Source organism: Arthrobacter sp. AZCC_0090, from assembly GCF_014207375.1.
In the GTDB taxonomy this organism is placed as follows: Bacteria; Actinomycetota; Actinomycetes; order Actinomycetales; family Micrococcaceae; genus Arthrobacter.
The window spans coordinates 60570-82737 of sequence record NZ_JACHEE010000001.1 but is presented as its reverse complement, the minus strand read 5'-3'; the positions used below and the strand labels follow the sequence as shown (position 1 = coordinate 82737).

General features: G+C 62.8%; 24 protein-coding genes. 10 read left to right on the top strand and 14 right to left on the bottom strand.

The window, feature by feature from the left end:
* Window positions 1-190: 190 nt before the first annotated feature.
* On the top strand, window positions 191-1780 hold the full coding sequence (locus tag HNP00_RS00410) for an AMP-binding protein (RefSeq protein WP_184734767.1): 1590 nt from the start codon (window positions 191-193) through the stop codon (window positions 1778-1780).
* Window positions 1781-1789: 9 nt separating this feature from the next.
* On the opposite strand, the gene HNP00_RS00405 is transcribed toward HNP00_RS00410, so the two are convergent.
* Entirely contained in the window at window positions 1790-2728 is a 939-nt protein-coding gene (locus tag HNP00_RS00405) for a glycosyltransferase (protein ID WP_311770455.1), read from the bottom strand.
* 282 nt (window positions 2729-3010) lie between these two features.
* Between HNP00_RS00405 and HNP00_RS00400 the strand changes: the two genes are divergently transcribed.
* The 5 genes from HNP00_RS00400 to HNP00_RS00380 all read left to right on the top strand — a co-directional run bounded on the left by HNP00_RS00400 (window position 3011) and on the right by HNP00_RS00380 (window position 5956).
* Window positions 3011-3340 (top strand): PadR family transcriptional regulator, encoded by a 330-nt coding sequence (locus HNP00_RS00400; RefSeq protein ID WP_184734763.1) that lies wholly within the window; start codon window positions 3011-3013, stop codon window positions 3338-3340.
* Window position 3341: 1 nt separating this feature from the next.
* The gene (locus HNP00_RS00395) at window positions 3342-3722 is read left to right on the top strand and encodes a DUF1048 domain-containing protein (RefSeq protein ID WP_184734761.1); all 381 of its coding nucleotides are present in this window, start codon (window positions 3342-3344) and stop codon (window positions 3720-3722) included.
* Window positions 3719-4519 carry an ABC transporter ATP-binding protein gene (locus tag HNP00_RS00390; RefSeq protein ID WP_184734759.1) on the top strand — a complete coding sequence of 267 codons (801 nt, stop codon included), beginning with the start codon at window positions 3719-3721 and terminating at the stop codon, window positions 4517-4519. Before HNP00_RS00395 ends, HNP00_RS00390 begins: the two co-directional genes overlap by 4 nt.
* Window positions 4516-5277 (top strand): ABC transporter permease, encoded by a 762-nt coding sequence (locus HNP00_RS00385; RefSeq protein WP_184734757.1) that lies wholly within the window; start codon window positions 4516-4518, stop codon window positions 5275-5277. The genes HNP00_RS00390 and HNP00_RS00385 overlap by 4 nt, the downstream gene beginning before the upstream one ends.
* A gap of 94 nt (window positions 5278-5371) precedes the next feature.
* On the top strand, window positions 5372-5956 hold the full coding sequence (locus tag HNP00_RS00380) for an HhH-GPD-type base excision DNA repair protein (protein WP_184734755.1): 585 nt from the start codon (window positions 5372-5374) through the stop codon (window positions 5954-5956).
* A gap of 53 nt (window positions 5957-6009) precedes the next feature.
* On the opposite strand, the gene HNP00_RS00375 is transcribed toward HNP00_RS00380, so the two are convergent.
* The 4 genes from HNP00_RS00375 to HNP00_RS00360 form a co-directional block, all read right to left on the bottom strand.
* Window positions 6010-6810 carry an SDR family oxidoreductase gene (locus HNP00_RS00375; RefSeq protein WP_184734753.1) on the bottom strand — a complete coding sequence of 267 codons (801 nt, stop codon included), beginning with the start codon at window positions 6808-6810 and terminating at the stop codon, window positions 6010-6012.
* 51 nt (window positions 6811-6861) lie between these two features.
* Window positions 6862-7233: a hypothetical protein gene (locus tag HNP00_RS00370; RefSeq protein WP_184734751.1), complete on the bottom strand. Its 372-nt coding sequence runs from the start codon at window positions 7231-7233 to the stop codon at window positions 6862-6864.
* A gap of 12 nt (window positions 7234-7245) precedes the next feature.
* Window positions 7246-7635, bottom strand: a complete 390-nt coding sequence (locus HNP00_RS00365; protein WP_184735602.1) for a heavy metal-responsive transcriptional regulator — start codon at window positions 7633-7635, stop codon at window positions 7246-7248.
* Between the two features lie 72 nt (window positions 7636-7707).
* Window positions 7708-8031 carry a co-chaperone YbbN gene (locus tag HNP00_RS00360; RefSeq protein ID WP_184734750.1) on the bottom strand — a complete coding sequence of 108 codons (324 nt, stop codon included), beginning with the start codon at window positions 8029-8031 and terminating at the stop codon, window positions 7708-7710.
* Window positions 8032-8541: 510 nt separating this feature from the next.
* Between HNP00_RS00360 and HNP00_RS00355 the strand changes: the two genes are divergently transcribed.
* Together HNP00_RS00355 and arfB are read left to right on the top strand one after the other, a co-directional pair.
* The gene (locus HNP00_RS00355; RefSeq protein WP_184734748.1) at window positions 8542-8937 is read left to right on the top strand and encodes a hypothetical protein; all 396 of its coding nucleotides are present in this window, start codon (window positions 8542-8544) and stop codon (window positions 8935-8937) included.
* A 53-nt stretch (window positions 8938-8990) separates the two neighbouring features.
* Window positions 8991-9413: an alternative ribosome rescue aminoacyl-tRNA hydrolase ArfB gene (gene arfB, locus HNP00_RS00350; RefSeq protein WP_184734746.1), complete on the top strand. Its 423-nt coding sequence runs from the start codon at window positions 8991-8993 to the stop codon at window positions 9411-9413.
* A gap of 93 nt (window positions 9414-9506) precedes the next feature.
* Here the strand turns inward: arfB and HNP00_RS00345 are convergent, their stop codons facing one another.
* Together HNP00_RS00345 and HNP00_RS00340 are read right to left on the bottom strand one after the other, a co-directional pair.
* The gene (locus tag HNP00_RS00345) at window positions 9507-10538 is read right to left on the bottom strand and encodes an aldo/keto reductase (protein ID WP_184734744.1); all 1032 of its coding nucleotides are present in this window, start codon (window positions 10536-10538) and stop codon (window positions 9507-9509) included.
* Between the two features lie 8 nt (window positions 10539-10546).
* Complete coding sequence (locus HNP00_RS00340) at window positions 10547-11419, bottom strand: NAD(P)-dependent oxidoreductase (protein ID WP_184734742.1); 873 nt, start codon at window positions 11417-11419, stop codon at window positions 10547-10549.
* 348 nt (window positions 11420-11767) lie between these two features.
* On the opposite strand from HNP00_RS00340, the gene HNP00_RS00335 reads away from it, so the two are divergent.
* Window positions 11768-12184, top strand: coding sequence for a hypothetical protein (locus HNP00_RS00335; RefSeq protein ID WP_184734741.1), 417 nt, complete (start codon window positions 11768-11770; stop codon window positions 12182-12184).
* A 113-nt stretch (window positions 12185-12297) separates the two neighbouring features.
* Here HNP00_RS00335 and HNP00_RS00330 read toward each other — a convergent pair whose 3' ends face one another.
* On the bottom strand, window positions 12298-12933 hold the full coding sequence (locus HNP00_RS00330; RefSeq protein WP_184734739.1) for a dihydrofolate reductase family protein: 636 nt from the start codon (window positions 12931-12933) through the stop codon (window positions 12298-12300).
* Window positions 12934-13153: 220 nt separating this feature from the next.
* On the opposite strand from HNP00_RS00330, the gene HNP00_RS00325 reads away from it, so the two are divergent.
* Window positions 13154-14782, top strand: a complete 1629-nt coding sequence (locus HNP00_RS00325) for a metallophosphoesterase (RefSeq protein WP_184734736.1) — start codon at window positions 13154-13156, stop codon at window positions 14780-14782.
* 33 nt (window positions 14783-14815) lie between these two features.
* On the opposite strand, the gene HNP00_RS00320 is transcribed toward HNP00_RS00325, so the two are convergent.
* The 6 genes from HNP00_RS00320 to HNP00_RS00295 form a co-directional block, all read right to left on the bottom strand.
* Complete coding sequence (locus tag HNP00_RS00320) at window positions 14816-15904, bottom strand: carbohydrate kinase (RefSeq protein ID WP_184734734.1); 1089 nt, start codon at window positions 15902-15904, stop codon at window positions 14816-14818.
* Window positions 15905-15931: 27 nt separating this feature from the next.
* Window positions 15932-17440, bottom strand: a complete 1509-nt coding sequence (locus HNP00_RS00315; RefSeq protein ID WP_184734732.1) for a glycoside hydrolase family 32 protein — start codon at window positions 17438-17440, stop codon at window positions 15932-15934.
* Window positions 17441-17639: 199 nt separating this feature from the next.
* Complete coding sequence (locus HNP00_RS00310; RefSeq protein ID WP_184734730.1) at window positions 17640-18569, bottom strand: carbohydrate ABC transporter permease; 930 nt, start codon at window positions 18567-18569, stop codon at window positions 17640-17642.
* A gap of 1 nt (window position 18570) precedes the next feature.
* Window positions 18571-19536, bottom strand: a complete 966-nt coding sequence (locus HNP00_RS00305) for a carbohydrate ABC transporter permease (protein WP_184734728.1) — start codon at window positions 19534-19536, stop codon at window positions 18571-18573.
* 72 nt (window positions 19537-19608) lie between these two features.
* Window positions 19609-20901 carry a sugar ABC transporter substrate-binding protein gene (locus HNP00_RS00300; protein ID WP_184734726.1) on the bottom strand — a complete coding sequence of 431 codons (1293 nt, stop codon included), beginning with the start codon at window positions 20899-20901 and terminating at the stop codon, window positions 19609-19611.
* 124 nt (window positions 20902-21025) lie between these two features.
* A complete protein-coding gene (locus HNP00_RS00295; protein WP_311770480.1) occupies window positions 21026-22042 on the bottom strand; it encodes a LacI family DNA-binding transcriptional regulator in 1017 nt (338 codons plus the stop codon).
* Between the last annotated feature and the right edge of the window lie 126 nt (window positions 22043-22168).

Below are 22168 nucleotides of genomic sequence, written 5' to 3'. Positions count from 1 at the left end.
GCCATGGCTCACGGTGTGTGGGGCGACGGCCGGACCGCCCTGGCGCCACACGATGCGATGCGTCATCAACGCTGTCAACCATGCCGGAAGATAAGCGCCCTGAGACGGGCGACCCTTGTCGCTGCCCCCTCCACCGGGTGTAATGGACGCACGACGGCGACTCCCGCCGTCGTGCGTCGAAGGAGCCGCCATGTTCGCCAGCCCGTACCCGGACGTCGAGATCCCCAAGGCCACGCTCTACGAGTACCTCTTCGGCGGGCTGGATGCCATGGACCTGGACCGGATCGCCGTCGTGGACGGCATGACCGGCGCCGAGACAAGCTACCGCGAGCTTGTCACGCGCATCGACGCGCTCGCCGGCTGGCTCGCGAGTCACGAGGCCGGGCCGGGGACCACCGCGGGCCTGTTCTGCCCCAACATTCCGGCGTTCGCCGTCGTCTTCCACGGGATCCTCCGCGCGGGCGTCGCCGTGACCACCGTCAACTCGCTCTACACGGCCGAGGAAGTCGGCCGCCAGCTCACCGACGCGGGCGCCTCCTGGCTTTTCACCATCTCGCCGTTCCTTGAACGGGCCGAGGCCGCGGCGCAAGCGGCCGGGATCCCGGCCGAGCGGCTCGTGGTGCTCGACGGCGGAGACTTGGCTACCGCCGCCGGACATCCTTCGCTCGCTGAAGCGCTCGGCGCGGGCCTCCCTGCTCCTGACCTGCGCATCGACCCGCACTCCCCCGCCGTCATTCCCTATTCCTCGGGCACGAGCGGCACCCCGAAAGGCGTCATGCTCAGCCAGTACAACCTCGTGGCGAACGTGGCCCAGAACAGCGGCTTCGGGTTGACTCCCGACGATGTGCTCCTCGCCGTCCTCCCGTTCTTCCATATCTACGGTCTGACTGTCCTGCTGAACCTCGCCTTTGCCGAGCGTGCGCGGCTCGTGACGATGCCGAAGTTCGACTTCCCCGAGTTCCTGCGCATCACCCAGGACTACCGCTGCACCTACCTATTCATCGCCCCGCCAATCGCGGTCGCGCTCGCGAAGCACCCGCTCGTCGACCAGTACGACCTCTCGTCGGTCCGGGTCGTGGTCTCGGGGGCGGCGCCGCTCGATGGCGAACTGGGCGCCGCCGTCGTGCGTCGTCTCGGCTGCGTCATGCTCCAGGGATACGGCATGACCGAACTCAGCCCCGTCTCCCATTCAATTCCCCTTCGGGACGCAGGCACTGTTCCCCTTGATTCCGTTGGGTACGCCATCCCCAACACGCAGTGCAAACTGCTCGACATTGCCACCGACGAAGAGATCCCGCTCCCCGCCGACGGGGAGACCGGGCGGGGTCAACTCCTGGTCCGGGGCCCGCAAGTCATGCTCGGCTACCTCAACCAGCCGGACGCGACCGCGGCGACGATCGACCCGGATGGCTTCCTCCGCACAGGTGACATCGCTACGGTCTCGGCCGGCGGCGTCGTGACCATTGTGGACCGGCTCAAAGAGCTCATCAAGTACAAGGGCTATCAGATCGCGCCCGCCGAGCTCGAGGCGCTCCTGCTCACCCACCCCCAGATCGCGGACGCCGCGGTCATCGGCGTCCACGCGGACGACGGCGAAGAGGTGCCGAAGGCGTTCGTCGTCCGGCAGGCTGGGGCCGAGGTCGGGGACGAAGACGTCATGGAGTTCGTTGCCATGCACGCCGCGCCGTTCAAGCGGGTCCGGTTCGTCGAGTTCGTCGACGCGATTCCCAAGTCGGCGTCGGGGAAAATCCTTCGGCGCGAACTGCGAGCGCGGGGATAACGTCTGGCCTCATTGGCTCCCCGATTCTGACGAGAGGACCCGCAGGACCTGCCGTGCGGTTTCATCCCATCGCGGCAACACCCGGCTGGCTGCCGCAGCCGCATCCCACCACTTCTGCCGCAGGACGGAATTGCTGAGCCACTTCTCAAGGACTTCCGCCAAGGATCCGGTTCCCGAGGCTAGATCAATGGCTTCGCCGGCCCCGTGGGCTCCGAGCGCTTCGACGGCTCCGGTTCCGCTGCGGATCACCACCGGTATGGCGTGTGCCAGAGACTCCTGGACCACCAAGCCGAAGGATTCCGAGTGCGAGATCAGCAAACTGAGATCTGCGCGGAGCCACTGTTCCTCCAAGTCCTCGCCTGAGAGTTCACCTCTCAGCTCCACCCGGCTTTCGAGCCCATGTTGGATAATGCGCTCCCGCACGGCCGCTGCGTAGGACGGGTCGGACGCGGTGGAACCCACCAGCGCCGCTGTCCACGCCAAATCCCGGATCCGTGCCAGGGCCTCGACAAAGAAGATCTGGTCCTTATTGGGCAGTAGTGCGCCAACCATGATGAAGTGGAATGCCTGCGATGCCCCGGGCGGCCTTGCTTTTCCCCTCGGGCGATCTACCCTCGGGCGATCCACACCGGGGGTCGCCAGGTGAACGTTTGGCATCCCCCACCGCTTGACTTCTTCGGCAGTCCCGGAGCCGGTGCACAGAACGCCTGTCGCTGCGCGGAGTGCGCTCCTCCCAAGCGGCTGTTCTGCAGACGGGGTCATGTGAAGCAACACCCAGACACGGTGCCCGGCAGTGGTTGCGTGCTCGATTTCGGCGGGTGCGCCTACTGCGATCAAGCCATCCACAATGCAGATGGGCAAATCATCCCCGGCGAGCGCCGCCGCTAGCTGGTTCTTGTCTCTGGCGGTTCCGGAAGGCCAGTCGCCGGCGAGGCTCCGAACCGCCACTTCCGCGCCTTGGGCACGCAGGGATTCAGCCAGCCTCTCGTTGTAAACGTTTCCACCTGAACGATGGCGCACATTTGCGGGCACAAGCATACGGACCTTGATCAAAGGCTTTCCCTCCATTCACGCCGGGGAACTACTTGCTCGGCTCACGCAACGGGACGGTAGCTCGGTCACGCCGCAACTATAGCTGGCGGAAGACGTCGTCCAGGGGCTTGCAGTTCCGGTACTTAGCGATACTATGTATCAGTAGCTAGTAACACTGAGTAGTTGAGGAGGCGTCCGATGGGCAAGCAGATGACGGAGATGCTCAAAGGGACACTCGAGGGCATCGTCCTTGCGCTCCTGACCGGGAACCCGGCGTACGGGTACGAAATCACCACGCTGCTCCGGGCGAAGGGCTTCTCCGATATCGCAGAGGGCACCGTGTACGCACTGCTCGTCAGGATCGAACAGAAAGGCCTCGTAGACGTCGAGAAGCGTCCGTCCGAAAAGGGCCCCCCGCGCAAGGTGTACTCGCTCAACGAGCAAGGCAAAAAGGAACTGGACGAATTCTGGAACACGTGGAGGTTCCTGTCCGAGCGACTGGAACAGCTCCGAGAAGGAGGAAATTAACATGGCCGCAGGGTGGATCGAGCAGCTCACCGGATCGCTCGAACAGAAGAAGCAATACCGGCAATACAAGACACGCGTGGAGCAGCTTCCCGCCGACTATCGCGCGGCAGCGATGGCACTGGAGAGGTACCTGATGTACTTCGGGTCCATCACGAAGGGCGATGTGCTGTTGTCGATGCTCGGCGACCTCGCCGATCTCTTCGAACAGAGCGTCGCGGACGGAACGGCGATCCGCGGAATCGTCGGTGACGACCCCGTGGAGTTCGCAGAGACGTTCATGCGCAACTACACGGTTGGCCAATGGATCAACAAGGAGCGCGAGCGCCTGACCAAGGCGATCGACGCCGCTGCTGGAGACAGCGCGAAGGAGACGGACTCATGAGCTACGCAAGCACCACCCGCGAACCTGCAATCAGCGTGCAGGGCATGGAAAAGTCCTACAAGGAGCTGCACGTACTTCGCGGAGTGGACTTCGACGTGGAACCGGGCTCCATCTTCGCCCTTCTCGGCTCTAACGGAGCAGGAAAGACCACGATGGTGAGAATCCTGTCCACGCTGCTGAGCCCAGACGCCGGCACAGCCATAGTGAACGGATTCGACGTCGCAGCGGACCCTCTCCGCGTTCGGGAGTCCATCAGCCTGACCGGACAGTTCGCCGCGGTCGACGAGATCCTCTCCGGTCGGGAGAACCTGGTGTTGGTGGCCAAGCTGCGGCATCTGAAAGACCCAGGCGGGGTGGCGGATGATCTCCTCGCACGCTTCAACCTCGCCGATGCGGCAACGCGAAAGGTGTCGACGTATTCAGGAGGCATGCGACGTCGCCTTGACATCGCCATGAGCCTGATCGGGCAGCCGGAGGTCATCTTCCTCGATGAGCCGACCACGGGACTAGATCCCGAAGCACGCATCGACGTATGGCAGATCGTCAAACAGCTCGCCACGCAGGGCACCACCGTTCTGCTCACCACGCAGTATCTGGACGAGGCCGAGCAACTTGCGGATCGGATCGCCATTCTTCATGAGGGGCGGATCATCGCCAACGGCACTCTCGCCGAACTGAAACAACTGCTCCCGCCAGCGAAAGTCGAGTACGTCGAAAAACAGCCGACTTTGGAGGATATCTTCCTCGCACTTGTGGGAAACAACGGCAAGGTCGAGTCAAGTAAGGAAAGGTCATGAGCAAACACTTCTTCGGAGACACGGCCGTCCTGCTGGGCCGCTCCATGCGCCACATCTTCCGCAGCGTGGACACCATCATCACCACCGCGATCACTCCGATCGCCCTCATGCTGCTGTTCGTCTACGTGTTTGGCGGTGCGATCAGGACAGACGCGGGCGACTACGTCAATTACCTGCTGCCCGGAATCATGCTGATCGCGATCGCGTCGGGCATCGCGTACACCGCAGTTCGTTTGTTTTACGACATGCAGAGCGGCATTTTCGAGCGGCTCCAGTCCATGCCGATCGCGCGATCGTCCGTACTTTGGGCACATGTTCTGACCTCGCTGGTGGCCAACGGGCTCTCCCTGGTGATCATCGTGCTGGTGGCCCTTGCCATGGGATTCCGCACTTCGGCAAGCCCCCTGGCATGGCTCGCTGTCGCCGGAATCCTGGCGCTCTTCACCCTGGCACTCACCTGGCTCGCGATCATAGCGGGACTAACAGCGAAGTCCGTGGACGGTGCCGGAGGATTCTCCTACCCGCTCATTTTCCTGCCGTTCATCAGCTCGGCTTTCGTGCCCACGGCCACCATGCCGGGTCCCGTGCGCGCCTTCGCTGAGAACCAGCCGGTCACGTCGATCGTCAATACAATCCAGGACCTGTTCGCGCAGCGCCCGGTCGGCAGCAACATCTGGATCGCTCTCGCTTGGTGCGTCGGCACACTCGTTCTCGCCTACGTCCTCGCCATGGCCGCCTATCGGCGCAAGATCGCCTGAGGAGTATCGGGAGCCACAGGGTCCCAGTGCCTCGTCTTCAAATTCAGAGCCCCGCTGCAGCGGCAGATCAAGAGGCAGGTGGGAGGATGGGCGAATGGAATTGCACATCACTGGCGACCCCGCCGCCGACCAACTACTCAGCGATGACGCGTTCGCACTTCTCATCGGCATGCTGCTTGACCAACAGGTGACCATGGAGTCAGCGTTTGCCGGACCCGAAAAGATCCGGACGCGCATCGGGTCCGTATCCCCTACCGCAATCGCCGAATATGATCCCGCAGGCTTCGTTGAGATCTTCAAGGAGCGTCCGTCCGTCCACCGCTTTCCTGGCTCCATGGCCAGCCGCGTCCAGGACCTCGCGGCCATGGTACAGCGTGATTGGAATGGGGACGCAACTGCCATCTGGACCAAAGACGACCCCGACGGCCAGGAAGTGCTCCGCAGGTTGAAGGGCTTGCCCGGTTTCGGAGAGCAGAAGGCAAAGATCTTCCTGGCCCTACTCGGCAAGCAGTGCGGACTCCAAGCACAAGGCTGGCGTGAGGCTGCCGACCCCTACGGCAAGGAGAGCGCATTCCTTTCCGTCGCCGACATCGTGGACCCGGAGTCGCTAAGAAAAGTGCGTGCCAGCAAGCAGGCCGCCAAAGCCGCCATCAAGGCCGCGAAGGCTTCCGAGCGCTAACGCGTAGAACGTGGATCCGGGCCGTTCATGCCCTGTTCGCCCGTGAACGGACATTACGCTCGCGCCTCACCGGGCACGCGCTCGCTGAGGAACTCCTCCCAGGTCCTCCGTCCGACGGCCCGGTCCTCGGACAGGTTGGCGCCCTCCCGGATAGCCTTTGCCGCCCTCCCGGGCATAGGTACGGGGACGAGGACGCGCCGCTGGCCGGCCGCGGCGAGATATGAGCGGATGAGGTCATCCAGCGGGTAGGAGACGGGCCCCGCGAGATCGGGCACGGGGCCCGCGGGATCGCCCAGAGCGAGCTCGACGAGCCGGTCCGCGACCTCGCCGGCGTCGACGGGTTGGAACCGGAAGCCCCTTGGCACTGGAATGACCGGGAGCTTGGCCATGGTCCGCGCAGTCAGCAGCGTCAATTCAAAAAATTGGGTTGCCCGGAGGGTGCTGAACGGGATCCCGGAGCCGGCCACGACCAGTTCCGCGTCCCGCTTGGACGCGAAGTAGCCGAAAGCCGCACGGTCGAAGCCGCTCACCACCGGGATCGTGTCCGCCCCCACGACGGAGATGAACACGAGGTGCGTGACACCCGAGCGGGATGCCGCGGCGACGAGGCGGCGGGCCTTCTCGCCGTCGCCCTTCTGCGCGCCCGCGCAATGCACCACCGTGCGGACGCCTTCCAAAGCGGCCTCGACTCCGTCGCCCGTGTCAAGGTCACACGTCGCGAACTCGACCCCCTGCTCCGGCGGAGGAGCGTGACGGCCGACCACACGCACGGCGCGTCCCGCGTCCACCAGGCGAGAGGCCACGAGCCGTCCGAGCGTGCCGGTTCCGCCTGTCACGAGGATCGTGGAGTTCATGGCCTTTCTCCTCTCCAGGACCGGTTGACCGGCCCTTGTCGGTGTCGCGCCTCAGGAGCACGTTCTCAGGTAGCTTGTGGCGCCCGGTCGTTCATGGAAGGTCACGATGTGGCCGCGGTCGTCATGGAAGACCGCCTTTTCGTCCTGCACAGTGATGGTGCCCGACTGGTAGGGATTGTCCCATCCTGCAAGGGGATTGCCGTTGCCGTCGTCCAGCAGCTGGTCGGCGACGAAGAATGTGTCCTGCACCCTCGCTTCATAGATGCCACAGTGCGTTAAGAGGGCGAAGGGGGCAGTGATGGCAGCGGTTGTCGTCGGACGTGCCGAAACGTTGCCTTGCGGAGCTACCGGTGCCGCGCAACCACCCAGCATCCCGACGACTGCTGCCGTGGCGGCGATGCCTCGAACGTATCGGATTGCCATGGGCCAGGCCTTTCAGAGATAGCTGCAGATACGGCCGGCGTCGCACGCATCCGGGTCCGCGGCGGCCGCGACGGCGTGGTACTCCGCGACCGTGGCGCGCAGCGCGAGCAGTTCGGCGATCTGCTCGTCGAGACCCGCCAGCTGATCGGAAAGCAGGTCCCGTACATGAGTGCAGGGGCCGCGGCCTGTGTCGCGCAAGAACAGGATTTCGCGGATCTGCGCCAGCGACAGCCCTGCAGCGCGCCCGCGGCGAATGAAATCGAGCCTGTTGATGGTTTCGCTCGTGTAATCGCGATATCCGTTCGCGGTGCGCTTCGCAGCCGGCAGCAGACCGTGCTCTTCATAGAATCTCAGGGCCTTGCTCGTCATGCCCGCCGCCCGGGCGGCTTCGCCGATTCGCACCATGCACCTCAACTTCCTACCCCCATTGACCTCCCACTGTAGGGGAAAGGTGTTCATGGAGTGAAGTACGTGCTAGCGGAGGTAGTCAGCGAATCCCCTTTCGAAATACTGCTTCGCCCCGGCGCCGATCACGGAGATTCTCCGTTCGCCGTCCTTGAAAAGGAACACGGACGGGACAGAGCTAATTCCGAAGGCACCCGCGGTTTCGGGATTTTCATCGACGTTCACTTTGACAACTTCGATTTTGTTGGCATATTCCACCCCGAGTTGTTCAAGCACCGAGGACAGCCTGGTGCAAGGTCCAGCCCAATCCGCCCAGAATTCGACGACGACCGGTTTGGCTGACTTCAGCACGTCGGCGTCGAAGGATGCGTCCGTAACGTCTTTTCTTAGCATGACTCCCCCTTTTCTTGAACGGCCTTTCACCCTGCGCGCACCCACTTTTGCACCTTCCCCTAGGGGAAAGGTCAAGGGGGAAGACCGCAGACGCAGTCCGACCGACCGCTTGATGAAGGGCTACGGTCGTCGGACTGGAGACTTGCGGGAAAAGCCATCAAGCTAGGTAGGGGGCTATTGGGGAGCGAAACGCACACCGCCGCACAGGAAGGCTCCGCAATTCCTAGACCACAACAGCCACTCAGTCCGTGGATCCGCAGGTACTTCAAGGCGAGCCACATAGCCCGGGCACATGCCAACGGCCTCAAGCCCGTAGAGCCAGCCGCCTGGCGGGAGGGAGTCCCCCTTCTTGGCGAAGACCAGGTTTATGTGATGAAGAACGGGAGGGAGTACCACCCTGCATGGTGCCATTTTGTGGCCGACAAATGGGGTTACGCACCTAGAGGACTACTTGTGACCCTTTTGGCCGACGTCGGAACGCGCACCAGGTGCCAAGCATGCGACCGGTGCTTGACGACAGCAACGGAATCCTTTGCGCAGGAAGACGAATTACACCCGGCACCCACCCTGCAGCCCGACGCGGTAATCCCGCTGCGAGTCGTTGGGGTCGCCCACGGAATCCTCTTCTTGGCGGCAGGGCCGAAATATCGGGAACTCCTCAAGCAGACGGCAGTCGAGCCCGCGACCCCGCTGCTCGTTGACGGCCGGCGGCACGGCATGCTGATACGGATGGACGCATCCCGCGACGAACCGCTCCTGGTTCTCCAGATGGACCCCCGCGCCACATTCCGGAACGGCGCTTATCAGGCGCGCCTGCGTCTACCAATGCAGCGTTCGGCGACCAAACCCTATGCCGTGGACTCCGTTGAACCGGCCCCGCGGGCCAGGCACGCCGCCCCGCACTAACTATCCAATCGCTACGACTGTTCCTCCCTCCCGTATCGTGCAACGCTAGTTGGATGGATCTTGAGGTGTCGCCCGCGCTCACGATTCCCGACTCGGAACTCGCCTGGCGGTTCTCGCGTTCCTCCGGCCCAGGCGGTCAACATGTCAACACCTCGGACAGCCGCGTCGAACTCTCGTGGGATGTCGCCGACTCCGCGGCGCTTTCTGACAACCAACGGTCGATGTTGGTCACCCGTCTTGGACGGCGTCTCATCGCCGGGGTGATCACGGTGACTGCCTCCGAGCGGCGTTCCCAACTGCGCAATCGCGAGATCGCCCTCGCCAAGCTCTCGAACCTCGTGGCGGAGGGTCTTGCTCCCGAAGCTGCCGCGCGCCGGGCGACCAAACCCACCCGGTCCTCGAACCGTCGACGCCTCGCCGCGAAGGAACAGCGGGCGGCGACGAAACGGCAACGAAAGCGGCCGTCCGTCGAGTAGCGCGTCCCGTCGACAACGCCGACCACACGGAGAAGTGTCTGCCAGCTCGCTGGGCCTCAGACGCTAAGCGCGGCTGAGGCCCGGCACCCGGCGTTACCGGCCGCCTTCGATCTTCCGGCTGCGCTGTTCGTGGGCCATTGGACCGTATGGATAGACGCCCACGCGCGGTTGGCTGGCCTCGGTGAGCCGCAGGGTTTCCTCGGGGCTGAGTTCCAGGTCTGCCGCGGCAAGGTTGTCCGCCAGTTGCTCGGTGGTGCGGGCACCGAGGATCACGGACGTCACGGCAGGCCGGTCCGCCAACCATGCCAGCGCCACCTGGGAGGCGCTGACGCCATGATCCGCTGCGATCTTTTCCACTGTTCCGATGACCTCCCAGGTGCGGGGGTCATCGTTGCGGGCCTGCCATGCCTCCATGCCGCGCTTCGGGTTTTCACCCAGGCGGGTGGAACCGACGGGCGGCTCGTCGCGCTTGTACTTACCGGAGAGCCATCCGCCACCCAACGGCGACCACGGCAGCAGCCCGATGCCCGCATCCAGCGAAGCCGGAACAATCTCCGATTCGATCTCACGGACCAACAGGCTGTATTGCGGCTGCAGGGTCACCGGTGCGCTCCAGCCAAAGGCCTTAGCCACGTGGACGGCCTTGGTCAATTGCCACCCCAGGAAGTTGGAAAAACCGTAGTAGGCGATCTTGCCGCTGCTGACGGATTCGTGCAGGAAACGAAGCGTCTCCTCCAAAGGCGTAATGGGGTCCCACGCGTGCATTTGGTACAGGTCGATTTGCTCCACGCCCAAACGGCGCAGCGAATCGTCCAACGCCCGCGTGAGGTGGCGTCGGGAAGTGCCGACGTCGTTCGGCGCCGTCCCCATGGGGAAGCGACCCTTGGTGGCCAGCACCACGCGGTCCCGCGCATCGGGCCGTTCGGCCAGCCACCGACCGATGATCTCCTCCGATACACCGGCGCTGTAAACATCGGCGGTGTCAATGAAGTTGCCACCGGCTGCAACGTAGCTGTCCAAGATGGCGCGGGACGTTTCTTCGGTGGCCTCAGCCCCGAACGTCATGGTTCCCAGCGCGTAGTTCGAAACCACGGCGCCGCTGTTGCCCAAAGTACGGTACTGCATGATGATCCTCAATCCTCAATCGGGGTAGTGCGGTTCGGATGGTAGGCGCGCCAGGTATGTTCGGGCTCGAACCCGAGTAGCCGCGTGGCCTTATCGATGGAGAGCATGGTCTCGTGCCCGCCCAGTTCCTTGATCACCTTCACGTCGGGGAACACCTCCGCGGCCAGGCTGGCGCTGGACCGGCTCATGACCGTGTCCGCGTTGGCGATGATGAACGCCTCGAATCCCGGTTTGCCGTTCTCAAGGGCCCGCGCCACGGCCTGGGCACCGTCGCGGCCGTCGATGTACCCCCACAGGTTCCATTTACGCAGCATCGGGTCCGCGTCGAAGGACGGAAACCGTTCATAATCTTCCACATCCATGACATTGGAGAACCGCAGCCCGATAATGCTCAGCTCGGGGTCCCAGCGCGTCAACTCGATGGCCATCTGTTCCTCCAGATGCTTCACCAGCGAATACGTGCTTTCCGGCCGGGCCGGGTATTCCTCGTCCACCGGAATATAGGGAGGGTCGACGTCGAACGGCAGGCCCAGCACCGTCTCACTTGAGGCGTAGACAATCTTCTTGACGCCGGCCCGGCGGGCCGCCTGAAACACGTTGTACGTAGCGAGCATGTTGTTCTCAAACGTCGCGGAATCCGGGACGATGCCGGGTGCCGGAATGGCACCCAGATGCACCACGGCATCGAAGCCGCTGTGCCTGTCATCCAGCCCCAAAAACACGTCCAACACTTGACCGTAGTCACGCAAATCCACGATCGCCAGGCCGGGGTTCCTCTCCCCCGCACGGTCCAGGTTCAATACCTGGTGCCCGTCCTCCCTGAGCCGGCGCACCACGTGCCGGCCAAGCTTTCCGCTTCCACCCGTCACTGCAATTCTCATCGGTACTCCTCAATAGCTCGGCGATTCCCACCGGGCGCCTCGGTCAAGCCCACCCCTCGGTCAAACCTCTTTTGGCAAGCCCGATCCGTGCCGGCGGTGTCGATTCGACCTTAGGACAGAGACCGGCTCTGGCGCGTGGCCCTCCTGGTCCTAGGACAGTCAGACACCCGTTCCCAGATGAAGCCAGACGGACTGTAAGTCCAGCCCTCGATCGAACCAGGTGAAGCCTGGACGCCTCTGGGCAGCCAATTGCACGTGGGAATCATGCGGGGGTTCTGTCCGTTCTCTCACATGATGGCCTGCCTCATCGGCGGGGACCAGAAACAATAGGAAGTTTGGGGACTGACCATGACGTTGAACGAAACAATTGCCCGCCTACGCGCCGGACATCTCATGGTCCGCGACGCCCAGGAGTGGGACGAGCTCTCCACGAATCTGGGGCGCGCTTACGACAGCAAAGACGAGGAACTCGTTGAAGAACTGCGGCCATCTTTCCTCCAGTCGTGGAGGACAGTCACAAGATACGTCCTCCGCGACACACTCGACGCAGCAGGCATCGCAGTCACCGACCCCCGTCACCCTTGGGGAATCGCAACGCTCACCGCGAACGGAACCAGTTGCGAACCACTCCTCTGCCACGCCGGCGAAGCAGACAGGGAAAGGGCGGAGGCGGCCATCTACGGCGGCCTCCACCTGCTCACTTTCGCGGCCATACTGACCAACTATGCCGATTGCTTGACTCGCCTATTCGACGAGCAGGACTGAGTCAGCGATTTCCAACAACAGCGGCGCGCGATTGCCGCCGTCGTCCTCGAGGCATGTCGCGATTGGACGGGGCGGGCGCTGAAGTGTTGCTCGCCCACCGAAGTCGGATTGGCTCAGGTCGGAGCGCTACCCGGCGGATCGCTGAGCACGGTCGGGACATACTCGAGCAACTGGAGCCGCCCGTCGAAGGTCCTGCTGTCCACCATCTCGAGCGAGACGTCCGGATAGCCGTCGTAGATCCGCTCCCGCCCGGTGCGGCCGGTGATCACCGGAAAGACGACCACCCGGAACCTGTCCACGAGACCAGCGGCCAGAAGCGAGCGGCAGAGGCTGAGGCTGCCGAGAGTGCGCAAGGGTCCGGTCGCGGTCCGTTTCATCTCGGCCACCGCCTTGAGCACGTCCCCGGTGACCAGCTCCGAGTTCGGCCAACTCAGGGGTGGCTGCAACGTGGAGGAGAAGACCACCTTAGGCACGGCGGCAAGCCCGGTCAGGCTGGCTCCCTCATCCTCGGAGAATCCCGAGCTCTCGGCCGCGGCCGCCTCTGACATGCTGGACATCAGCCGATATGTATTCGCACCGAGAAGGACGGTGTAGTCCTTTTCCCCCTCCTGCGCAAGCCAAGCCAGGTATTCCGGCCCTTCGAGCCCCCACCAGCCGGGCCATCCCTCGGCGGAGGCATACCCGTCCAACGAAATGATCAGATCGACCATCAGGTCCCCTGACGACGCCTCTGACCGTGCCTCGCCCATCTCCGTCTCCTCGATTTGATCGACGTCCGTGCCGGCAATGCTATCCCTGGAGCGATCAGCGGTCCAAGGGCCTGCGGTGACCCATCGGCCGCGGTTCTTCCGCTTTTGCTTGCCGAGGGCAGCAGATTGGCAGAGAAGGTCACCAAGAATTAATTTGTCAGTGGCTCGCCGCTTGGACGGTTTTCACTGTTTCGCCTCGACGCCGCACCAAGCTGTCTCCATGACTGATGACAAGGAAATCTTTAGTACCGGATTCTCGCGCCGCGGCTTCTTCACGGCTGCCGGAGCCGCCAGTGCCGCCGCCGTTTTGGCGGGCGCAACCCCGGCATCAGCTGGTGGCAACAAGACGACCCTGCCCTCCGCCGTCGGCGACCCGCTGACCACCCCGGTTGTGAACGGCCTGCATCTGCAGTTCGGTAACGATGCATCCAGCGAAGTCGTGGTGTCGTGGCACACCTTGCAGCCCGTCAAGCATGCGCGGGCGATGCTCGGCGAAATCGACGGAAGCTATGGACGGAGCCAGGACGCGGTAGAAACCAGCTACGTCGACGCCAAATCCGGCCAGAAGGTGTACGCGTACCACGCGAAACTCAGCGAGCTCGTTCCATCCCATGACTACGTCTACGCAGCCATCCACGACGGCGCGCAGCCAGAGTTTGGCTCTTTCCGTACGGGGCCGCGCGGGCGCGGAAAATTCACCTTCACCAGCTTCGGTGACCAAGGCACCCCCACGCTCGGAAAGAAGTCTGGCTCCACTTCGGGTAGCCCGCAGTGGGTCAACGACAACCTCGGTTCCCCTGCTGCCGGTGACATGCCGGCCGGCGTCGAACGCGTGCAGCCGCTTTTCCACCTGTTCAATGGCGATCTTTGCTACGCCAATATCTCGGAGAACCGGGTGCGGACCTGGACTGACTTCTGGGACAACAACTCACGCAGCGCCCGTCACCGCCCATGGATGCCAGCGGCGGGAAACCACGAGAACGAACTGGGCAACGGTCCGATCGGATATGCCGCCTACCAGACGTACTTCTCCGTTCCGCCCCAGCCGGGGCAGACCGACCTCACCCGCGGTCTCTGGTACTCCTTCACCGCGGGTTCAGTCCGGGTCATCAGCCTCGCCAACGACGACGTCTGCTACCAAGACGGCGGCAACAGCTACGTCAGGGGCTACTCGAAGGGCGCCCAGAAAGCCTGGCTCGAAAATGAACTCAGCGCGGCAAGGTCGGATAGGAACATCGACTGGGTGGTCGTCTGCATGCACCAGGTTGTCATCAGCACGGCAGGATCCTTCAACGGTGCCGACCTGGGCGTCCGGCAGGAATGGGTGCCGCTGTTCGACAAGTACGGCGTGGACCTGGTTGTTTGCGGGCACGAGCACCACTACGAACGCTCCCACCCGATCCGCGGTCAACAAGCCAACGCAACGCTGACCCCGATTCCGGCAGACACCCGCACCGACGTCATCGATACCACCAAAGGGACGGTGCACATGGTCTTGGGCGGGGGCGGAACGTCCGTGCCGTCGAATCAGTTGTTCTACAACCCTCCTTCATGCCGCGTCATCACGAACGTTGGCGCACCCGACCCCACAACGCATAAGGGGCCACCGGTCTACGTCCAGGAAGACGCACCTTGGTCGGCTCAACGGGATGCCGCGAACTCCTATGGTTTCGCGGCCTTCAGCGTCGACCCCGGCACCGAGCCCGGAGGACCGACGAAGATGGAGGTCTCGTACTACAACGTCACCGGTCCCCAGGGACAGCTCGCATCCTTCGAATCCTTCACGCTCCAGCGGCCACGCTCCGATTCAGGCCAACAAGGCGGCAAAGGGAACAAGGACCGAGGCTAAGCAGCCCCGCGGCAGGCCGTGATCAATGGTCAGTCAGTGGACATCTGCGCAGCGCGGGCAGAGTCCTCGGCACCCAGGACGTCGTGGTTCGACGCATGGCTGGCATCGCTTGGCCCGTGGACGGACTGGAGGTCGTCGCGCATCCCGACCTCGTCGCCAACGCCAGGTTCCCTCACTATCAGAGGGCATTCCCCCCTGCTCCAGAGCGTCGCGCAGCTCCGCCTCGGTGGGGGGATTAGCGCCTGCACGCCCCACGGTGATCGCGGCCGCCATGGATGCGGTCTTCCCCAGGCGTTCCAGTGCCGCCGGGGTGAAGCTCCCGGTTCCGCTGCTGAGGAGTCCAAAGATCAGGGCTGCCATGTACGAATCACCAGCCCCGATCGTGTCAGCCACCTCGGATTTCACCGCGGGGATGGCCAGCTGCGTCGTGGGCGTGGTGAGCAGCGAACCCTCGGAACCTTTGGTGATGACCGCCAAGTCCGTGCCGAGACCCAGGATGTGTGAGGCTGTGTCGTCCAGGCTCATTCGTGGGTAGAGCCACTTCGCGTCTTCATCGCTGAGTTTGACGACGTCGGTCAGCTGAGCCAGGTCTTCGAAAATCGCCTTCGCCTCGGTGTGGCTGCCGAGCAGAGACGGCCTGATGTTGGGATCGTAGGTGACCATACATCCGCGGTGGGACTGCTGCAGGAGCTTCTTGACGGCGTCGGCACCGGGTGTGAGAAAGGTGGCGATCGAACCGGTGTGGAGCACCTTGGGGAGGTCGGCGGGAGCGACCGGATCCAAGTCCCAGTCGACATCGAACTCGTAGGTCGCGGAGCCATCCGGTGCCACATTGGCCGTTGCGACGGCGGTTCTGTCCAGGGAGTATGAGCCCGGCAAAAGCGTTACACCGGCGCCGCTCAGGTGCGCTTCGATGGCAGCACCGCGTTCGTCGTCGCCGAGCGCGGTCAACAGCCCGGTGGGGACTCCCAGCCGGCCCAGCCCGTAGGCCACGTTTGCCGGCGACCCTCCGGGGTGCTCGCGAATGCCCTCGGGCGAGATGACGACGTCGATGAGGGCCTCACCGACAACAACGACGTCGAGGAACTTCCGGTCCGGGAATATGGCGTCTGGGTTTTGCATTTACAGGTCTCTCTTCGCGTTCTGCGGTCATGCCAAGTGAGTGATCTTGAGGCTGTTAATCGTTGCCGTGCCGCCTGATGCGTAGACGGAAAAGTCGGTGCTGGTGCAGGTCGGGAAGATCAGCTCGGACAGGGTGACCCGGCCTCCCTGGGCGAAAACCTCGACGGAGCAACGGTCCACGTAGATGGTGACATCATAAGAATTGCCGCTTGGCTGGACGGGGGCCGAGTCGATCGAAGCGAACGATTCGTGGAAGTCTGTTTGACCGGATTCCCGGCGGTCGACAACGATGCGGCCTTCAGCGGGCCGAATCCCGATACGGGTCCCCCGAGTTCCGTTTCCGCGGACGATGACCCCGAACTCTTCGGCTGTTCCAGGCGCGAGGTTTGCCTCGATCCGCTGGACGCTCCCGGCGGCACCGTCCATGATGTGTTCGCCTTCGGCTATTTCACAGGCACCGACCGTGAACGTGGGATCTCCGGAACCGAGCGACGTCAGCTCCCGTGCAACGTGCTGCACGAGTCGAGGCGCTCCGTCCACGCCCTGCAGGGACACTTCGCGGACGAGGGACATGGGGCTGCGCCACGGTGAGGTGGGAATCTCGTTGGCGTACTCCCAGTTGTTCATCCACGCAATCATGAGCCGGCGCCCGTCGGGAACGTCGCTGAATGAGACCGCCGCGTAGTAGTCGCGCCCCCAATCGAGCCATTGGTACTCCCCTAGTCTGGCCGGGTCGTGCGCGCCTTCGGTGACCGTCGAAGAGGAGGTGAACGTCACGCCGTCGAAATCTCCCACGAAGTACTGCCCGGCGGAACCGCTGTTGGGTCCGCCGGGATTGAGGTTTACTGTCAGGACCCATTTCACGTTGTCCGGATCACCATCAACCAGCAGTGGAAAGAGATCGGGGCATTCCCATACGCCGCCGGTAGCATTCGCCGGGCCGAAGCTGCTCAGAAACTCCCAGTTTTTGAGGTCGGGGGAACTGTAGAAGACGACTTTGAAGTCCAGTGCTTCAACAGCAACCATCACCCAGTAGCTTGTGGTCCCCGATTCGTAGCGAAAGACCTTCGGGTCGCGGAATTCGGCGGAACCGCGGTTCAACACCGGGTTGCCGGCGTATTTGGTCCAGGTGTAGCCGCCGTCCTGGCTGTATGCGAGGGACTGGGCCTGTACGCCATTGTGCTCCGACGCAGGTTTGAAGGCGCTGGTGTAGATGGCCACGAGAGCGGGCCTTGACTCAGTGCCGAATCCGCTGGTGTTGTACCGGTCGAACACGATGCTGCCGGAATAGATGTCTTCCTGCTCGTCGCAAGGAATCGCTACCGGTTGCTCCGTCCATGTCACAAGGTCCGCCGATGTGGCGTGGCCCCAAGACATGTTTCCCCACACGTTGTCTTCGGGGTTGTTCTGGTAGTAGAGGTGGTAAAGGCCCTCATGGAAAATTAGGCCGTTGGGGTCGTTCAGCCAGGTGCTGCGGGCGGCGTAGTGCAGCGCAGGCCGGAAAGCATCGGGGGTCGTGGCGGTCACGGCGGTCATGGGGTTTGAATCTCGCTTCTGTATTGTGTTCGGGATGCCGACTTGTCTTCGGGGTGCCGACGGCGGGAGGCTGGCTGGCCTGGGTGCTGAGAATTTCAAGGCGCAGCGGAGGTGACCGGGCGCAACTGCCAGTCTCAGGGGCCCGTTGAGACCCTTGAGACTGGCAGGAGCAGCGCTCCTCGCCTTGAGGATTTCTTGCTTAGCCTTTGACGCCGCTTGAGGCGATGCTGTTTACGAAAGAGCGCTGGAACGCGATGAACAAGGCGACTACCGGCAGGGTGATCATTGACGAGTAGGCCATGACCTGGCCCCAGGAGACGTTGAGCTGGAAGAAGTACTGGACGCCGATCATGACGGGGCGCAGTTCTTCGCTTTGGACGACCATGAGGGGCCACAGGTAGGAGTTCCACGCCGGGAGGAAAGTCAAGATGGAGACCGTGGCGATGGCCGGCCCGGAGAGCGGCATGACAATCTTGCGGTAGATCTTGAACCAGCTGGCCCCGTCCACGCGGGCTGCCTCGTCTAGTTCCTTGGGAATCGAGTCGAAGTACTGGTGGAAGAGGTAGATGGAGAACGCGTTGGCCACGAACGGGATGATCTGCACCTGGTAGGTGTCCAGCCATCCGGTGGTCAGTGACAGGTTGAAGCCGTCGAGCTCGAGCGTGGGCAGCTGGTTGACCCACCAGACCAGGGGAAGCGCCAGTGTTTCGAACGGCACGATGAGTGTGGCGATGATGAGCGTCAGGATGATTCCTTTGCCTCGGACCCTCATGCGCGACAGGGCGAATGCCGCGAGGCTGTTGATCAAGACCCCCAGAATGACGGTCACGGCGGAGATGCCGATGGAGTTGATCAGGAACCTGGCGGCGGGCACCCGGTCAAACACTGCCCCGTAGTTGTCAAACGAGAGATTGCCCACCGGCAGGAAGGCGGCAATCGAGGATAGATCCCCGAAAATCTGCTGGTCCGGCTTCAGCGAAGATACGAACATGAACAGCAAAGGGAAGGCAAAGACGATGCCTAGGAGGATCCGGCCAATCCAGCCGCCGATGCCGCGCAGCCGCCGGGGGTTCGGTGAAGTTGAACGGGCCCCGGCCCGCCGGCTGGTGCGCTCTAGAGTGGTGGCCATGTTAGGACTTCTCTCGGGTGAGGTAGCGCTGTACTCCGGAGATGATGAGGACGAGCGCGAAGAAAACTAGGGAAATCGCGGAGGCGTAGGAGGTTTCCTGCTGTTTGAATCCGGCACGGACAGCCTGGTAGACGATCGTCGTCGTCGAATCCAGCGGCCCGCCTTGAGTCATCACGTTGATTTGTGTGAACAGGCTGAGCGCCTGGATCGTGATGGTGATCAGGATCAGGCTCCGGGTGGAAGACAGGCCTGGCCAGGTGATGTACCGGAACCGCTGCCACCGGCCAACGCCGTCAATGTCGGCGGCTTCGTAGAGCTCGGCTGAAATGGTCTGGAGCCCTGAAAGCCAGATGATCATGTGGAACCCTGCGCCCTGCCACACCGACATCAGGATGATGGCCGGCATTGCCGTGGCGGTGTTGTTCAACCAGTCCGGGCCATGAACTGCTCCGAAGGTCAGCTTGGTGATGATTTCGTTGAGCAGGCCGTCCTGACGGTAGATGAACAGCCACAAGAGCGATACGACCACCATGGAGGTGACTACGGGTAGGAAATACACGGTGCGGAAGAAGTTGACTCCGCGGACCTTTGCATTGACCAGCAGTGCCATGATCAGCGCAACACCGGCCTGCAGCGGCACCACGATGACTGCGAAGTACGCCACGTTCAGGAGGGACCGGTAGAACCCTTCATCTGCGAAGAGGCGGACGAAGTTATCCAATCCGGCGAATGTCGGCGGGTTCGGTGAAATCAGACGTGCATTGGTGAAGGCCAGGCCAAAGGCGAGCATTGCTGGTACGAAGACGAAAAGTAGCAACAGGAGCAGCGCCGGGCCGAGCATGGCCCATCCGGCGCGTTGTTCGCGCCGATGGTATTTTCTGAGCTGGCGTGGCTTCTGGGCCGAGGGCTTTGAAGGGACGGCAGGGGTGGTTGCCGGCAAGGCTGCCGGAGCTGAAGAGGAGTTCATCGTGAGTGGTCCTGAGTGGTCCGGTCCGGGGTGCCGCGCTGCTAGCTAGCAACGCGGCACCCCGGAGGCTGGCTAGCTCTTGTAGCCGTTGTTGGACTTGATATTTGAATCGATGTTCTTGACGGCTTTGTCAAGGACCTGCTTCGGGTCGGCACCGGAAATGATGTCTTGGGCGGCCTTGCCGAACTCGGTAGCAATGAACGGATAGGCAGGCGTTTCGGGTCGTAGCACCGCAGACTTCTTGGAGAAGTCAAGGAAGACTCGGTTCTTGCCCGTCGGCTCGTAACCTGGTACCAGGGCCGCGGCGGCATCGGTAGCGGGAATCGTGCCGGTGGCCTTGGCAACCTTGGCGATGTTCTCCGGCTTGAGGGAGAAGGAGAGGTAGTCCATCGCTGCGTCCGGGTTCTTGCAGCCTGTGGTCACACCCCACTGCCAGGATCCGCCGCCGATCTTCGGTCCGTTGCCCAGGTCGACTGAGGGCATGACGACCAGGTCGTCGCCCAGCGCCGTACGGGCCTTATCGGCGGCCCAGCTGCCTGTGTAGACGATAGCGCTCTTGTTGTTCAGGAAATCTGCCGTGGAATCCTTGCCGCTCTTCTGCGCGGCGTAGCCCTTGGCGATGAGGCCATGGAACCAGTTTGCCCACTCGACTGCCTTGTCACCGTTAAGCGCGCCGTCTGCGCTCTGGAAGTCCTTACGGTTGATCAGGTCCCCGCCGAAGGACTGCAGGAAAGGTGAGTAGGCATAGGGGAGCCATTCACCTGTGCCTGACGTCCCGAGGTCCAGCGGGTTGTCCCATTTGCCCAGCCTCTTCAGCGCAGCCAGGGCGGATTCAAATTCGTCTTTGGTCCAAGGCTTGTCCACGGTAGCCACACGGATGCCGGCAGCTTTCAGGTCCGATGCGCGGGCCAGCATGGCCAAAGCGACGTCGTAGTATCCGAACGAGTACGTCTGGCCGTTCCATTTACCCAAGGTGCTGGGCAAATTCTGGGACAGATCTGCCGAGAGTTTCAGTGGGGTAAGGTATTTCGACCATGCCCAGTTGGGGACGTTCGGTCCGTCAATGTCGACGATGCAGGGCAGTTTGTTCGCGGAGGCAGCAGCGACGACAGAGTCGTTGTAGGAGTCCTGCGGGAAAGCCTGAACCTTGACCTTCACCTTGCTCTGGCTCTGGTTGTAGGCGTCTACAACCGACTGGATGGATGCCAGTTCGTCCGGGTTTCCGGCGTTGTGGGTCCAGAGAGTGAGTTCGCCATTGGCCCCGTCCTTTGAGTTTCCACCGCCTGTGCCGCAGGCTGCCATGCTGCCAACAAGGGCGGCCGCGGTTAGACTTGCGGTCAGGAACCGCTTGAAATGAGTGTTCATTACCCGTGAATCTTTCTGTTGGATTCGTGCGTTGATGGTTTGGTTCCGCCCAGGGAGCGTGGCCGTTGCAGCGGCCATGCTCCCCTTTTCGTGCGGAGGGAGGTTACTTGCGTGTGCCGCTGCTTCAGATCTGCAGTGGCGGTGCGACTGACCCGCGCTGGACCAGCGGGCAGTCGAACATCATCTGGACAGGTTCGACGTCGTCCGGCTTTTCGATCTCGTTCAGGAGCTGTTTCACGGCCCAGCGCCCCATGTCATAGTGAGGCAGTGCCATGGTTGTTAGGCCAGGCCACAGGGCTGCAGCGATTAATTCGAGATTGTCAATTCCAATGACTGATAGATCCCGAGGGATCTCCAGGCCCAGGGAACCTGCGGCTTGGTATGCGCCCATGGCCATCTGGTCATTGAAGCAAAACAAGGCCGTGGGCCTCGAAGGCCCGGACAGGACGTCCATTGCGGCCGCCCTGCCCCCGTTGGTCTCGGGCACTCCAGCGACAACCAGTGCCGGATCAAATTCGATCCCGCTCTCTTTCAAAGCCTCTTGGTAGCCCAGGAGGCGGCCGTGGGTGGCAGGAATGTCATCGAGATTGTTGATGAACCCGATGTGCCGGTGCCCGGCGGCAACCAGGGAACGTACGGCGAGTCGCGCGGCTTCCACTTCATCCGGAATCACCGAGGACACCTTCTCGTCCGCTGAAACGGCGTCGAGGAGGACGGTCGGCACGCCGGCCAGTTCAACCGGGAGCCCGATCCGCTGGTGGTACATCCTCGCGTAGACGATGCCATCAACCTGATGTTGGAGCAGCGTGCTGACCTGGCGCTTTTCCAGCTCGCCGTCGCCACCGGCGTCAAGCATCATGAGCAGGCACCCCCGCTCATAGGCGGCATCCTGGGCCCCCAGAATCATGTCGCCTGCAAAAGGAGTCGTCGCAATCTCGTCACTGACCAACCCGATCAAGTAGGAGCGGTTGTTCCGCAGCCCGCTCGCCAGCCGGTTCGGCGCGTACCCAAGGTCTTCGGCGACCGCGCGAACGTGTTCCTTTGTCGCGGCGCTGATGCGAGAGCCTCGCCGGTCATTGAGAGCGTGCGACACAGTCGTTACTGAAACCTGTGCGGCTTTCGCTACGTCGCGGATGCCCACTCTTCCCACGGCCCTGCCCCTTTGCAAAACGTTTTTTCACTTTGTTGTGCAAGTCACATTAGCTAAAACGGTTTTTCATGTCAACTACCCGACGAGGTCCAACATCGTTTGGTCAGTCCGAGCGAT

Bases quoted from the DNA above. Each gene is read 5' to 3' on its own strand.
- HNP00_RS00360 (WP_184734750.1), bottom strand. From the start codon at position 8,031: ATGCTAAGAAAAGACGTTACGGACGCATCCTTCGACGCCGACGTGCTG.
- HNP00_RS00305 (WP_184734728.1), bottom strand. From the start codon at position 19,536: ATGAACTCCTCTTCAGCTCCGGCAGCCTTGCCGGCAACCACCCCTGCC.
- HNP00_RS00325 (WP_184734736.1), top strand. From the start codon at position 13,154: ATGACTGATGACAAGGAAATCTTTAGTACCGGATTCTCGCGCCGCGGC.
- HNP00_RS00390 (WP_184734759.1), top strand. From the start codon at position 3,719: ATGAGCTACGCAAGCACCACCCGCGAACCTGCAATCAGCGTGCAGGGC.
- HNP00_RS00395 (WP_184734761.1), top strand. From the start codon at position 3,342: ATGGCCGCAGGGTGGATCGAGCAGCTCACCGGATCGCTCGAACAGAAG.
- HNP00_RS00300 (WP_184734726.1), bottom strand. From the start codon at position 20,901: ATGAACACTCATTTCAAGCGGTTCCTGACCGCAAGTCTAACCGCGGCC.
- HNP00_RS00315 (WP_184734732.1), bottom strand. From the start codon at position 17,440: ATGACCGCCGTGACCGCCACGACCCCCGATGCTTTCCGGCCTGCGCTG.
- HNP00_RS00380 (WP_184734755.1), top strand. From the start codon at position 5,372: ATGGAATTGCACATCACTGGCGACCCCGCCGCCGACCAACTACTCAGC.
- HNP00_RS00340 (WP_184734742.1), bottom strand. From the start codon at position 11,419: ATGAGAATTGCAGTGACGGGTGGAAGCGGAAAGCTTGGCCGGCACGTG.
- arfB (WP_184734746.1), top strand. From the start codon at position 8,991: ATGGATCTTGAGGTGTCGCCCGCGCTCACGATTCCCGACTCGGAACTC.
- HNP00_RS00375 (WP_184734753.1), bottom strand. From the start codon at position 6,810: ATGAACTCCACGATCCTCGTGACAGGCGGAACCGGCACGCTCGGACGG.
- HNP00_RS00335 (WP_184734741.1), top strand. From the start codon at position 11,768: ATGACGTTGAACGAAACAATTGCCCGCCTACGCGCCGGACATCTCATG.
- HNP00_RS00385 (WP_184734757.1), top strand. From the start codon at position 4,516: ATGAGCAAACACTTCTTCGGAGACACGGCCGTCCTGCTGGGCCGCTCC.
- HNP00_RS00370 (WP_184734751.1), bottom strand. From the start codon at position 7,233: ATGGCAATCCGATACGTTCGAGGCATCGCCGCCACGGCAGCAGTCGTC.
- HNP00_RS00320 (WP_184734734.1), bottom strand. From the start codon at position 15,904: ATGCAAAACCCAGACGCCATATTCCCGGACCGGAAGTTCCTCGACGTC.
- HNP00_RS00400 (WP_184734763.1), top strand. From the start codon at position 3,011: ATGGGCAAGCAGATGACGGAGATGCTCAAAGGGACACTCGAGGGCATC.
- HNP00_RS00410 (WP_184734767.1), top strand. From the start codon at position 191: ATGTTCGCCAGCCCGTACCCGGACGTCGAGATCCCCAAGGCCACGCTC.
- HNP00_RS00330 (WP_184734739.1), bottom strand. From the start codon at position 12,933: ATGGGCGAGGCACGGTCAGAGGCGTCGTCAGGGGACCTGATGGTCGAT.
- HNP00_RS00345 (WP_184734744.1), bottom strand. From the start codon at position 10,538: ATGCAGTACCGTACTTTGGGCAACAGCGGCGCCGTGGTTTCGAACTAC.
- HNP00_RS00310 (WP_184734730.1), bottom strand. From the start codon at position 18,569: ATGGCCACCACTCTAGAGCGCACCAGCCGGCGGGCCGGGGCCCGTTCA.